Below are 14,872 nucleotides of genomic sequence, written 5' to 3'. Positions count from 1 at the left end.
AATTACTCTATTACTACTTCCTTATTATTGATATCTAAAATTGAAATTTTGCTTGTTCCACCTAAATTGTCTTGTACTGCTTTTGCTAGTTCTTTTAATGCGTCCTGAAATTCTATTAATCTACTTTCATCAGTTAATTCAATACATAAAAAAGCATTAGTTGTATTTTCAGTAAGCATTGTTCTTACTGCTTCACGCCAATTCCAGCACCTGCAAATTGCTCCCTCATTATCTTTATATATTATCTCACCTTCATATGGTGGTTCACTTTTATCCGTTCCTAATGTAATAAAATTTTCATTTCCAACTGCCTTAGTCAATCTTATATCAGAAGCAAATGTATCGATATCCTCACCACCGCAGGGCAATGCATATCTTAATGAAATACAGTTGTAAATATCAACTAGTGGATTAATAGTCCCTAAATGATTTCCATTATTCACTCTCTTTAGTAACGCTTCTATTGATGCCCTTGCACCCTTCTTTGTTTTAAACTTTTGAAATGCCTCTCTCCATACTTTTATAACTTCGTTACTGCTAAATTCTGCATTCTGCAAATATTTTAAGGCTTCCTTTTCTGAATTTAAAATCATTTCCTTATATGTTTCTTTATCTTTTATAGTGTTATCTATTCCATAACAAACAACAACTCCGATCCGTGCACTGGGAAATAGGCTCCAAAAATCATCTTCAATGACAAACTTTTTCATTAAAATTCCTCCTTCATATTAAAATGTGATAGCTACATATTTTACCCTTATCACTTTTCTTTAGCTAATAGTCTACTTATTTTTTGCTATTCTAAACTATATACGATACCACTCTCAACAATTGCGATAATGGATTGATCATCATCTATAAAAAATTGCGGGCGGATGGATAAATTGTATTTTTTAATAAAAGAAATGGTGTCTACATTATAACCTTCTCGTTGCAAAATAAAGGGCTGATCCCTGATATCTTCAATGGTAACATATTTAGAATGAACAGGTTTGAAATTTTTCGGTGTAATGCATAAAAGTCTATCGATATACAGCGGCGTTTCTACCAAATCTTCCTTAACAGGCAAAGTAGAAAGGCCAATACCTACAACACCCGTTTTTGCCCAGAAAAGAACATCTTCATAATCACCTTGCATAATATTGATATCAATATTGGGACTCTCGTCTGAGGGAACATAAAACACACTATATTAAATTACTCAAATCCTCTAACCCTTTGCTACCAGCCTATTTTCTCTCTATCCTCGCAACGCACTCTACATGAGCCGTCTGTGGGAACATATCCACAGGTTGAATTTCTAAAGTTTTATATCCAAGTTCATCTAAAATCCCAAGATCTCGAGCTAAAGTGCCTGGATCACAAGAGACATATACTATAGTTTTAGGCTTCATGCTACTAATTGCTTCTAAAAGAGTTTTGTCACAACCCTTTCTTGGCGGGTCAACTACCACAACATCAGCTTTTACTCCCTGATGAAGAAGCTCTGGAATAATTTTTTCTGCCTCGCCTACTATAAATTCTGTATTAGATATATTGTTTTCTTTTGCATTTATTTTAGCATTTTCAATGGCCTCGGGTATTATCTCTACTCCATATACTTTTTTAGCCTTCTGAGATAAAAATAAGGATATAGTGCCTGTACCACAATAAGCATCAAGCACCACTTCTCCACCACTTAAATTTGCATACTCTAGCGCTTTACTGTACAGCACTTTTGTTTGTATTGAATTAACTTGAAAAAAGGATAGTGGAGAAACTTCAAATTTAAATTCGCCTATGTAATCTGTTATAGTATCTTTTCCCCATAGAGTTACGCATTTCGCTCCTAATATTACATTTGTTTTTTCACTATTAATATTTTGGATTACACTCACTAATCCTTTGATTTTTTTAGTCATTAAGGCTATAAATTCTTCTTTGTAAAGAAGTGTTTTACCATTAGTAACTAATACCACCATTACTTCTCCAGTCTCAATCCCTTTTCTAATCATAATATGTCGAAGATTGCCTTGGTGATTTTCCTCATTATAACACTCGATATTAAACTCTTTTATCCATTGTCTTGTTAGCTTTACCACAAGATCTGCAACTGTATCTTGAATATGGCAATTTTCCATATTTATTATGTCATGACTTCTTTGCGCATAAAACCCAATATTCACTATAGAATTTATATTGCTAACAGGTAGTTGAACCTTATTTCTATAATTATAAGGACGCTCCATGCCTATTGTAGAATGTACTATGACCTCTTCTAATTTCCCTATCCTATTTATAACCTGTACTACTCTATTAGTTTTAAAATCCAATTGAGCCTTATAGTCTATATGTTGCACGTTACAACCGCCACAGTTCTTGTATATACTGCAAACTGGATCTATTCTACTTGCTGATTCCTCAATTATCTCTAATAGTTTACCAAAAGCAAAGTTTTTAGAAACCTTAACAATTTTTATTTTTACCACTTCACCTATAATTGCACCAGCTACAAAAACGGTAAAATTATCTATTTTGCCTACACCTTCGCCCTCATATCCCATATTATCTATTGTCATTATATAATCTTCATTTTTTTTAACAGGAATAATATAATCATCAAACTTTCTCTTACTTTTCATTGTTTTTCCTCCCTAATTCTACCTTTATCCTCTTTACTAAAGCACATGAAAATAAATAGCAAGCAAGCTATGCTCGTATATTTACTCCCATGTGCTTATTAATTTTGATTTTATAATACCTAAAAAATGCCTACATCACAATTAAAAAAAATTCTATTATTCTTTAAAAGTCTCACATTGTGTTTTTTCAGTAGTTAAAGCACCTGTACCATTAACCATAATATTATCTGCAGCACATAAATTTTCTCTATTGTGTATACAATTTTTAGCAATGCATCTAATATTCGGACTCATCTCTATAGAGTCACTATTAAATACTTGTTTAAATTCACCAACTACATTCATATTAAGTACATTAGTTAATGAATTCTTTAATCCTTTTTCAGCAAATGTTTCACACTTCGTTGCCTCACTACTATGAGCATTTGACCCCGAGACATTGATAGTACTAGCTGAGCAAATTCCTGACATATTATTGACGCAATTTGTTGCGCTGCAACTTAGAGTTCCGCTCATGTTTATCACTCCCACTACTTATTTCTTATTATAATCTGTAGCTTTAGCTTTTATTATACTATAAAAATGAAAAATAAGTATAATAATTATTATTTTGCGAAAGCTGTTTCTTATATAATAAAAAAAAGCACCATGTAGGTGCTAAAAAAAAAAATCAGTTGCCATGTTGTTTTGTTTACACTTATAACTATATCCATATTTGTTTTCAATATACATGTCTATTGAAATTTTAAAAAAAGATTGCCAGTTAACTGACAATCTCTTGAGCTATAAACTCATTTTTTTTAGTTTTTTACATTAGCCCTACCACTATACACAATGCCTCTAGCTGCATCCATTGTTATAAATGAACCAGTTTTAATAACTTCTTCTGCTCCTATTGCACTATATATTATTGGAATTTCTCTTGATGTACATTCAATAACAACACTTGAACTTAATTCATCTTCTTCTACAATAATTCCTGAAACTCTATCTAATATGTCAATATATTCTCTATTTAATGTTTTCATTACTAAAATGTCTCCATCTCTCATAGTGTCTTTAGCTTCTTTTGCACTTTTTACATAATAAGCTGTACCACAAGCTGAAGCACTTATATTTCCCTTACCTTGAAGTAATATATCACCAACAATATGAACTTTCATCATATTTGTACTACCTACATAATTTGCTGGAATTCCAGCAGCAATAACTACTAAATCTCCCTTTTCTACATAGCCTTCTTTTAAAGCAATATTTACAGATTTATCTATAAGTTCATCTGTAGATTCTACCTTCTCTTCACATATTGCAACTACACCCCAGTTTAATGCAAGACTTCTAGCTATCTTTTCATAAGGAGTAACAGCTATAACAGGGCATTCTGGTCTGTAAGCTGAAACTTTTTTAGCTGTACTACCACTTTGAGTTGCAGTAATAATAGCTGAAGCCTTAAGTTCCATAGCTGTATTGCAAGTAGCTAAACTAATGGCATTTGGTACATTAGGAATGTGATATTTGCCCTTATTCTTTAAATTCTCTTCATAATTAAGAGCATTTTCAGCAGCTTTTGCTATTTTAGACATTATAGTTACTGCCTCTACAGGGTATTTACCATTAGCAGTTTCACCACTGAGCATTATAGCATCTGTACCATCGAATATTGCATTTGCAACATCTGATGACTCGGCTCTAGTTGGTCTTGGATTTCTCATCATAGAATCTAACATTTGAGTAGCTGTTATAACTGCCTTTCCAGCAGCATTACACTTTTGGATAATCATTTTTTGAACTATTGGAACTTCTTCAGTAGGGATTTCAACTCCTAAATCTCCTCTTGCAACCATAATACCATCAGAGAATTTAATAATATCATCAATATTATTAACCCCTTCTCTATTTTCGATCTTAGAGAAAATTTGTATATCTCCGCCACCATTTTCGTTAAGTACACATCTTATATCAAGTACATCTGATGCTTTTCTTATAAAAGATGCTGCAACAAAATCAACACCTTGCTCAGCTCCAAATTTTAAATCACTGATATCTTGCTCTGTAAGTGCAGGTAAGTTTATTGAAACACCAGGCACATTAACTCCTTTATGGTTACCTATCATACCAGTATTTGCAACCTTGCAATGTATTCTTTTACCTTTTACTTGTTCTACAATAAGTCCCACTAAACCATCATCTATTAGTATAGTATCATTCGGTTTAACATCTTCATATAATTTATTGTATGTTACTGAACAAATAGTTTCATCTCCAACAACTTCTTCACCACAAACAACAGTAAATTTTGCGCCTTCCTTTAATTCAACTTTACCAGCTGCAAAATTTCCTGTTCTGATTTCTGGTCCCTTAGTGTCTAGTATTATAGCAATATGTTTATTAAGCTCTGATCGTAGCTCTTTTACTAAGTCCATTCTTATCTTATGTTCTGCATGATCTCCGTGAGAAAAATTATGCCTTGAAGCATCCATTCCCGCATCAATTAAGCTTTTTATAGTTTCACTATTGTCACTTGCTGGCCCTACTGTACAGATAATTTTAGTTTTTTTCATAAATTACTCCTCTTATTGTTAGTTTTTTTTATTTAATACATTATTACGTTGTCTTATATTTAAATCCCTTAGCAGATGCGCAACTCTGAAAGAGATGATTAACAGCTCTGAAAAAGAGATTATTAGTAAGAAAGAATTTTTGAAATATGATAAAGTCTTTCATTAAATTTTCTTGGTATTTCTAATGCTTCATTGATGTCTTCATCCATTATTTTGCCATCTTTCATACCAATTACTCTTCCTGATTTACCTTCTATAAGAACTTCTACAGCTGCTACTCCCATTCTTGAAGCAAGCATTCTATCAAAGGCACTTGGGCTTCCACCTCTTTGAATATGGCCGAGTATTGTAGCTCTTGATTCAATTCCTGTTGTTTCTTCTACTTGCTTTGCAAGTTCATTTGCTCCGCCTACACCTTCAGCAAGAATTATCAGATTGTGCATTTTGCCTCTTAGTTTACCTTCAAATATAGTTTTGCATAAACCATCTATTTCATACCCTTTTTCAGGAATAATAACTTCTTCAGCCCCTCCGCCAATACCAGCGTATAAGGCTATATCTCCACAATTTCTTCCCATTACTTCAACTACACTAACTCTTTCATGAGAACTTGATGTATCTCTTATTTTATTTATAGCATCCAGTACTGTATTTAGTGCTGTATCAAATCCTATAGAATATTCACTATAAGGCAGATCATTATCAATAGTTCCAGGTATACCAACCGTTGCAATACCTAAATCTGATAAAAGTTGTGCTCCTTTGAAAGAACCATCTCCTCCAATTACTACTAATCCATCAATTCCAAATACCCTTAATACATTAACTGCCTTTGCTCTTCCAGCTTCTGTTTTAAATTCTTCACAACGGGCAGTTCTAAGAATAGTTCCACCTCTATGTATTATATCCGAAACAGAATGTCTATCCATATCAAAAATTTCACCGTTTATAAGGCCACTATATCCTCTTTTTACGCCCATAACTCTTATGCCTTTAAATATACCCATTCTAACTACTGCTCTAATGGCTGCATTCATTCCCGGTGCGTCGCCTCCACTTGTTAATACCGCAATTGTTTTCATAAAAATAACCTCCTTGTTGTTCTCTGTCTAAGATATCAACTATTGATTGTTACCTTATTGTACCAGAGGGACAAGTATAGTCCCACTGTAATTATAATATATTTATGTTTCCAAACAAAACATTACTACTAATTTTAAAATACCTTTATAGTCTAATATTATACAAATTTCTCGAAATATTCAACATTTTATATGAAAAAAAATATTTTTTTATTAAATGGTATAGTATTAACACTTTGTAAACCTTTTATTGAATAAAAACGGGAGAAAAGAAACATCGCTCCCATTATTTTACCATTATATGGTGTTATTTATTGAACTTTTATGTTGTTTTCTCCAAATATACTTCTTAGAAGTACCATAGTATCTGTTTCTTCACTTAACCACAACCCTTTATCTACAGCGTACATTTTTCTTGGCTCTTTTGTACAAAGATATACAGGAGTATTCCCTCTGTAAATAGCTAAATTCTGTTTTAATTTTTTTAGTGCATCCTTCATCATAAGTTCATTTTCTATTAGGATATAAATTTTTTCACTGTTAATCTTTAGGAGTGGTTTAATATCTTCACATAATATCTTTGGTTGCTCTTCTTCCCTAATGCTAACTCTACCTTTTAGTATTACTATTTCATCCTCTTCCATTAATGATTTATACTTTTCAAATGTCCTCGGAAAAACTATTACTTCCACACTTGCGTATAAATCCTCCAAATTAATAAAAGCCATCATATCATTATTCTTTGTAACTTTCTTATTAACAAATGATATTATACCACCAATAATAACTTTATCACCATCTTTAAGTTTAAAGCTTTCACCTAACATGTCATCGCCTTCTTCAAGGCTTTCTTCTGCTACAATATCAGAAATTCTTGTATTAGTTTGTATTTTAAGTGTCTCTTCATATTCATCCAGTGGATGACCAGATAAATATATCCCCGTCATTTCTTTTTCCATAGCTAAAAGGTGTTTCTTTTTAAATTCTTTAATATTAGGATACTCTATTTCAAAATTATTATAAGTATTTTCAAAATCTAAAAATAAATTTATTTGCCCCTCAATATTTCTCTTCCTATCATTATTTACTCCATCTAATACTTTTTCATAGATTGCTAGTAGTTGTGACCTGTGAATTTTGAAATCATCAAATGCTCCTGCCTTTATAAGACTTTCTACTGCTCTCTTACTTACACAGGAAGTATCTATTTTATTACAAAAATCCATAAAACCGGTGAAATCACCTTTTTCTTCTCTGTTTCGTACAATGCTATCTATCACATTTACCCCTACATTTTTTAAAGCTGTAAGACCAAATCTTATAGTATCACCTTTTACAGTAAACCCCGCAAAGCTTTCATTTATACTAGGAGGCAGCACTCCAATGTTAATTTGCACTGCATATCTAGTATAGAAGGCTATTTTCTCACTACTACCCTTTACACTATTCAGCATAGCAGCTATAAATTCTGTTGGATAATAACACATTAAATATGCTGTTTCATATCCCACAACTGCATAGGCTGCCGCATGAGATTTATTAAAAGCGTATGACGCAAATTCCATCATTTGATCAAATATGCGGTTTGCTGCCAACTCTGTAATACCATTTCGAAGACAACCTTCAACTTCTATATTGCCAGCCTCGTCCACTATGCCATGGATGAAATTATATCTTTCCTCTTCCATAACTTTATGCTTCTTTTTAGACATTGCACGACGGACAAGATCAGATCTTCCCATTGAATACCCAGCAAGCTTTCTAACAATTTCCATAACTTGTTCTTGATATACCATTACGCCATATGTAACGCCTAAAATTTCTTCGAGTTGTTGAGTTTCATATTCCACCTTATCCATGCTATTTTTATTTCTTATATAACGTGGAATTTCGGCCATTGGGCCCGGCCTGTACAAACTTATACCTGCAATAATATCTTCTAAATTATCTGGCTTTAGTTCCTTCATAAAGCTAGTCATTCCTGCAGATTCAAGTTGAAATATCCCTACAGTCTTTCCTTCTCCGATCATCTTGTAGACCTTGTGGTCCTCAATGTCTAAATTGTCTATATCTATAGATACATTCCTATTTTCTTTAACGAAGTCTACACAATCCCTCATAACTGTAAGTGTACGAAGTCCCAGAAAATCCATTTTTAAAAGACCAAGTTCCTCAAGGGTTCCCATCGGAAATTGTGTTACTATCATTTCATCATTTTTCTGAAGAGGAACATAACTTACTAGAGGTTTTGACGCAATAACTACTCCTGCTGCGTGAGTGGAACTATGTCTTGGAAGTCCCTCTAATGCTTTTGCTACATCTATAAGCGCTTCAACTCGATTATCATCTTCATATAATACTCTGAGCTCTGCATTCATTTCAATAGCCTTATTTATAGTTATACCAATTACAGTTGGTATCATCTTAGCAATTCTATCTACCTCTGCATAGGAATAGCTCATAGCCCTTCCTACATCTCTTATGCATGCTCTAGGAGCCATTGTTCCAAATGTTATAATTTGTGATACGTTATCTGATCCATATTTTTGCACTACATAGTCAATTACTGCTTGGCGTCCCTCATAACAGAAATCAGAATCTATATCTGGCATTGAAACTCTTTCAGGATTTAAAAATCTTTCAAAAATAAGACTATATTTAATAGGGTCTATCTTGGTTATGTCCAAGGTAAAAGCAACTATTGAACCTGCCGCAGAGCCCCTGCCAGGACCTGTCGGAATATCATGCTCTACTGCAAACTTTATAAAATCCCATACTATAAGAAAATAATCTACGTACCCCATTTGTTTTATTATATTGAGTTCATATTCAAGTCTATCTACGTACAACTTAGCGAATACATTTCCATCCGCTATTTCATTTATATATTCTATAGAAAAACCATTAATCATTACGTCACTAAATACATCATACCGCGTTACCATACCTTTGTAGCAGTTTTCTCTTAGGTATTCGTATGGTTCTACCCCAGGAGGTAATGGAAATTTTGGAAGCTTTGACACATGAAATTCATAATCAAAGTTACACTGCTCTGCAATTTTGACTGTATTGCTAAGCGCTTCTGGGACATATGCAAAGTTCTTTTTCATTTCCCCTGGAGCTTTTAAATAAAATTGATCTGAAGGGTATCTCATTCTGTTTTCTTCATCAACAGTTTTCGCTGTTTGGATGCAGAGTAGCACATCATGAGCCTTAGAATCCTCTTGCTCAATATAGTGAGTATCATTAGTACAAATTAATGGAATCCCTGTGTCTTTTGACAACTTAACTAAAAGCTCATTTACCTTAAACTGTTCCTGCATACCATGATATTGTAATTCTAAGTAGAAACCATCTTTGAATATTTCACTATATTTTAACGCTATAACCTTTGCTTTTTCATAATTATCTTTTAGAAGAAGGCTCTGAATCTCACCACCAAGACAAGCGCTACTTGCAATTAACCCTTCACTATGCTTTGATAAAAATTCAAAATCAACTCTTGGTTTATAATAAAAACCCTTAATTGATGCAGCCGATACTATCTGCATCAAATTCTCATACCCCAATAAATTCTTGACTAAAAGCACTAAATGATGAGTACTATTATCCCTATCAGCTTCTTTTATATTCATAGATTTAGCCGCTACATATATTTCGCAACCAATAATAGGCTTAATTCCCTGCTCTTTTGCCTGCTTATAAAATTCCACACATCCATACATTACTCCATGGTCTGTTATAGCGATACTCTTCATGCCAAGCTTCTTGGTTTTAGAAATAAGATCTTTAATCTTTCCCGAACCATCCAGCAGGCTATACTCTGTATGCACATGAAGATGCACGAAACTTCCTAAGTCCTCTTTTTCTTTTATAGCTAGTTCTTGGTTCACATTTTCACTTCCCTTCAACTTTAGAATTATTTACAAAATACCCTTGCAGAAATCATAGCCTTTGCCACAGGTTCCTTAAATGCATTGTACATACTAATTTCAACCTTAGAAAAGTGTCTTCCTTTATCCACAATTTGTGCATATATATCAATATCACTACCCATTTGTACAGGCTTCATAAAGTATGCCATAATACTATCTACTGAAATATTAATATTATTATTCTGTCTTAATGCCATTATACCCATTGTTGATAATAGCATATTAAGTGAACTCCAAGAAGCAGTACCAAAATGGTCTAGCATTTGAGGAATAATCTGGCCATTAAAGTGTAAATCATCGCCCTCATGTAAACATATGAAATTTCTTAAAATAAGATCTTCTATAGTTTCCGCAACTTGTGGCTGCCTTAATGCAAACTCCATCGCCTTTATAACATCTTCTATACTTAGAACTCCTACTAGTTTTTTCTTATTAAGTACAGGACAAATCTTTATACCATCCCATCCCATAATATGAGCAGCATAAGCTACAGTTGTTTTCGGTGTTACACTTATAGTATTTTTATTCATAACCTTATGTATTAGTTCATTTTCATCATCATGCCCTTGCAAATCTCTTAAAGTAACTATGCCAATAAGCTTCATATTCTCGTCCACCACGGGATATCTCTCATGATTAGTTTCAAACATTAATTTTCTCCAAGTAGCAATAGTATCGGTCCCTTTTAAATACTTAACATTAACTTCCATTACATCTTCAGCTAAGATAATTTCCTTCTTAATCATACTCTCATAAATAGCTTTATTTATCATACTTGCTACTGTAAAGGTATCATATGTTGAAGATAATACAGGAATACCTTTTTTATTTGCCAAGGCCTTTACTTTTTCACTACAATCAAACCCTCCAGTAATTAGCACCGCTGCCTCATTTTCAAGGGCAAGCTGTTGTGCTTCTTCGCGGTTTCCAACAATAAGTAAGTAACCTGGTCTTATATATTTGCTTATTGATTCAACATCCATTGCCCCTATTATAAATTTATTTAAGCTTCTATTTATTCCTTCTTTTCCGCCTAAAATCGTTGCATCAAGGATGCTTATAACTTCAGCATAAGTCAACGTCTCAATATTTTTTTTATTTACCTTTTCAACTCTTACGGTTCCAACCCTTGGCACGGTATTAACAATGCCTAAGTTTTCAGCTTCTTTTATAGCTCTATAAGCTGTACCCTCGCTAAGCCCTAATATACAACCGAGACCCCTTACTGAGATTTTAGTTCCAATCGAAAGGGAAAGAATATAGTTAATAACTTCTTCATGCTTTGACATTATATAATTTACCTTCCTTCTTTCCTTAGTTCTTCAGCAATTTTCTCTATTCTTCTTAATCTATGATTAATCCCAGATTTACCTACTGGAGGCTCAAGTATTGCGCCAAGTTCCTTTAGTGATTCATCTGGGTATTCTAGTCTTAACTCAGCAATTTCCCTTAAATTTTTAGGTAATCTTTGAAGCCCTATTTCCATTTGTATTAATTTAATACTTTCCACTTGTCTTACTGACGCATTTACTGTTTTACTAAGATTTGCCGTTTCGCAGTTCACAAGCCTATTTACATTATTTCTCATTTCCTTCATTATTCTTACATTTTCTAGAAATAATAATGAGTTATGTGCACCAATTATATTGAGGAGGTCTACAATCTGCTCACCCTCTTTAATATAAATTACGTAACTGCTTTTTCTTTGTATTATTTTTGATAATAGTCCATAGCTATTAATAAGAGTGCATAGTTCCTCCGCATAGTCATTATCATGCGTAACAAACTCTACATGGTAGTTTTTCTCTGGATTACTAATACTTCCACCACCTAGAAAAGCTCCTCTTATATATTTACGCTTGCACTCTTCAGCATCAATTAGTCTTTCAGGTATAGTATAATCTATTGAAAAAAAGTTCTCATCCTCGAGGACTGCCACTTGCTTTAATAAATCTTTAACACCCATTTCTTCAGTAATTATAACCACATAAACATTCTTTTTCTTAAGTGAATTACTTCTCTTAACTAGTAATCTAGGATGAATATTAAAATGTTCCTTTAATAATTTAAATATAAGTCTTGCTATTGCAGGATTCTCAGTAGTTATTTGGAAATTAACTTGTTTATTTGAACCAAGTCCAATAGTTCCACTAACCTTCATTATAGCAGCCAGCTCAGACACCGCTTCTTTCTTACTCATTTCTGTAAATCTACAAATTTCATTTTTAACCTTAGACGAAAATGACATTATACTACCCCTTACTGCGTTTATTTTCTTTAAGCCTTTGTGATAAATAAACATACTCTACTATTTTCTTTTTATCATTAAATAGCTTTTTCTCCATAATTGTTTCTACCAAAATGGTTGCAAGCTTATCTTCATCATGCCTTATATACCCTTTTCCAATTTTAACAAAATCACTCTTAATTACCTCTATGCCTTGCTTTGTAATTTCATCTTCATTTATCTTAACCATATTGGAATTATCGTTAAGATATTTTTGTTCTAAATCACTACCTATTTTCCCTATATTTACTAAAACGCAATCAATAACCTTGCATTTAGCATGTTGATGTATAGCATTTATATGGTCTTTCACACCAAAGTTATCACTTTCCCCTGGCTGGGTCATGATATTTGCCACATAAATTCTTAAGGCTCTCGTTTTATCTAATGCATTTCTTATTTCCCCTACTAACAGATTGGGAATAATGCTAGTATATAGACTTCCCGGTCCGAGTATTACAGCATCCGCCTCATTTATAGCAACTAATGCTTCTTTAATTGCTTTCGCATCTTTAGGTTCTATAAAAACCTCTTCAATAGCACTATTATTTTCAAGAACGCCTTTTGGTATATTTGATTCTCCATCAATTATCTTTCCGTTCTTAAGTTTTGCTTTTAAAATCATATTGTCTAAAGTAACTGGGATAACCCTTCCAGTTACAGCCAGGACTGAACTCATTTTCTGCACAGCTTCTTCGAAATTATTTGAAATTCCATCCATCGCTGCTAAAAATAAATTACCAAAGTTTTGGTCCTTTAATCTTCCATCTTTAAATCTATAGCGCAATAATTCGTCCATTAGTGGTTCCGTATCTGCTAAAGCTAATATACAATTCCTAATATCCCCCGGGGGAAGAATACCTAAATCTTCTCTTAAAACCCCTGATCCCCCACCATCATCTGCTACTGTAACTATTGCAGTTATATTATTGGTATATTTCTTTAATCCTCGGAGCATAGTTGATAAACCAGTACCTCCTCCGATTACTACAATTTTAGGTCCTTTTATAAGTACCCTCTTTTCAAATATTAAATCCCCTAAGCCTTTTGAACTTATAGCTACATCTAGCTTTCCTGTATTTACTAGTATAATAAAATATTTAACAATTTGTATTATAGCTACATATATCATCAACGACCCAATCACTATGAAAAGCATCGGAAAACTTATACTTCCCACAGAAGAATGTCCTTCATTTATAAGTTCAACAACACCAAAAACTAATAACAAGACACCCATAATCCCTAGAAAAATCCATCTTTTTAAGTTGATTCCAGGCTTCAGAAAATCACTCAACATCATAGCTTGTTGCCGCCTCTACTCACGTCTTCATTTATATCCCTGTGATCTATATTAGCGTTATAACCATCTTGTTCTAACATTTCATGGATTTTATTCGCTATAGCTACCGATCTGTGTCTTCCCCCAGTGCATCCTATAGACACTATGAGTTGTCTTTTTCCCTCTTTTTTATAATTTGGAATAAGAAATTGTAGCATATCTTGAAGCTTCTCTATAAATACTTTAGTCCCCTCGCACTGTAATACATAATCTCTAACAGGTTGGTCATTCCCTGAATACTGCTTAAGTTCTGGAATATAATATGGATTTGGCAAAAACCTAACATCAAATACTAAATCTGAATCCACAGGTATTCCATATTTAAATCCAAAAGAAAGCACAGTTATAATAATTTTAGTTTCTATCTGACCTTCCTCTGCATAAATATTATTTATTTCTTCTGTAAGCTCTCTTGCTGAAATTTTCGTAGTATTGATTATATGGTCAGCACGCTCACGTATATCCTTAAGTGTTTTCCGCTCAGAAGCAATTCCATTTAAAACCCTTCCCTCCGGTGCTAGCGGATGCTTTCTCCTTGTCTCTTTATATCTTTTAACAAGTACTTCATCTGTTGCTTCTAAAAACAAAATTTCATATTTATAATCTTGTTCTTTTAAAAAGGTTAAGCTTTCAAATAAATCATCAAAAAACTTTCCACCTCGAATATCTATAACTAAAGCAATTCTATCTATATTCCCGTTAGATTGATAACACGCCTCCGCAAATTTCGGAATCAATATAGGTGGCAAATTATCCACACAAAAAAATCCTAAATCCTCAAGATTTCGTATTGTTTGTGTTTTTCCAGCGCCTGATAACCCTGTCAATATAACAAATCTCATTTAAAAACCCCCCTATATAAAAAAAGTAATAACTACTACAATTGTTAATATTTTAATATTAATAATAAATTCGCTTTAAAGGCTCATTTACTGCATTGTACTAGCATAGTTTCACTTTTTATTATAACACATGGAGCGTTTATAGAAAGGTAAACATAAAAAAGAAAAAAAGTATATATTACTATTAGTGCATTCACTTCAA

11 protein-coding genes are annotated in these 14,872 nt (G+C 33.0%); all 11 read right to left on the bottom strand.

Features of this window, described 5'->3' with window-relative positions:
- Window positions 1–2: 2 nt before the first annotated feature.
- The 11 genes from KTC92_RS15590 to rapZ all read right to left on the bottom strand — a co-directional run bounded on the left by KTC92_RS15590 (window position 3) and on the right by rapZ (window position 14,670).
- Complete coding sequence (locus KTC92_RS15590; RefSeq protein ID WP_216302651.1) at window positions 3–710, bottom strand: B3/4 domain-containing protein; 708 nt, start codon at window positions 708–710, stop codon at window positions 3–5.
- 86 nt (window positions 711–796) lie between these two features.
- Complete coding sequence (locus tag KTC92_RS15585; RefSeq protein ID WP_258280623.1) at window positions 797–1,186, bottom strand: LysR family transcriptional regulator substrate-binding protein; 390 nt, start codon at window positions 1,184–1,186, stop codon at window positions 797–799.
- 43 nt (window positions 1,187–1,229) lie between these two features.
- Complete coding sequence (rlmD, locus tag KTC92_RS15580) at window positions 1,230–2,621, bottom strand: 23S rRNA (uracil(1939)-C(5))-methyltransferase RlmD (RefSeq protein ID WP_216302649.1); 1,392 nt, start codon at window positions 2,619–2,621, stop codon at window positions 1,230–1,232.
- 156 nt (window positions 2,622–2,777) lie between these two features.
- Window positions 2,778–3,137: a DUF1540 domain-containing protein gene (locus KTC92_RS15575; protein ID WP_216302648.1), complete on the bottom strand. Its 360-nt coding sequence runs from the start codon at window positions 3,135–3,137 to the stop codon at window positions 2,778–2,780.
- Window positions 3,138–3,421: 284 nt separating this feature from the next.
- A complete protein-coding gene (gene pyk / locus KTC92_RS15570; RefSeq protein ID WP_216302647.1) occupies window positions 3,422–5,182 on the bottom strand; it encodes a pyruvate kinase in 1,761 nt (586 codons plus the stop codon).
- A gap of 122 nt (window positions 5,183–5,304) precedes the next feature.
- Window positions 5,305–6,264 (bottom strand): 6-phosphofructokinase, encoded by a 960-nt coding sequence (gene pfkA, locus KTC92_RS15565; RefSeq protein ID WP_216302646.1) that lies wholly within the window; start codon window positions 6,262–6,264, stop codon window positions 5,305–5,307.
- 311 nt (window positions 6,265–6,575) lie between these two features.
- Entirely contained in the window at window positions 6,576–10,139 is a 3,564-nt protein-coding gene (locus tag KTC92_RS15560; protein WP_220286207.1) for a DNA polymerase III subunit alpha, read from the bottom strand.
- Between the two features lie 44 nt (window positions 10,140–10,183).
- Complete coding sequence (locus tag KTC92_RS15555; RefSeq protein ID WP_216302645.1) at window positions 10,184–11,488, bottom strand: DRTGG domain-containing protein; 1,305 nt, start codon at window positions 11,486–11,488, stop codon at window positions 10,184–10,186.
- Between the two features lie 8 nt (window positions 11,489–11,496).
- Window positions 11,497–12,447 carry a DNA-binding protein WhiA gene (whiA, locus tag KTC92_RS15550; RefSeq protein WP_165412424.1) on the bottom strand — a complete coding sequence of 317 codons (951 nt, stop codon included), beginning with the start codon at window positions 12,445–12,447 and terminating at the stop codon, window positions 11,497–11,499.
- Window positions 12,448–12,451: 4 nt separating this feature from the next.
- Window positions 12,452–13,789, bottom strand: coding sequence for a uridine diphosphate-N-acetylglucosamine-binding protein YvcK (gene yvcK / locus KTC92_RS15545; protein ID WP_220286145.1), 1,338 nt, complete (start codon window positions 13,787–13,789; stop codon window positions 12,452–12,454).
- On the bottom strand, window positions 13,786–14,670 hold the full coding sequence (rapZ, locus tag KTC92_RS15540) for an RNase adapter RapZ (protein ID WP_165412422.1): 885 nt from the start codon (window positions 14,668–14,670) through the stop codon (window positions 13,786–13,788). Before rapZ ends, yvcK begins: the two co-directional genes overlap by 4 nt.
- Window positions 14,671–14,872: the final 202 nt, after the last annotated feature.

The sequence above is a fragment of the Clostridium sp. CM027 genome (assembly GCF_024730565.1).
Lineage (GTDB): Bacteria > Bacillota > Clostridia > Clostridiales > Clostridiaceae > Clostridium_AD > Clostridium_AD estertheticum_B.
Note: the sequence above shows the minus strand (reverse complement) of the source record. Positions and strands in the feature narration are given on the sequence as shown.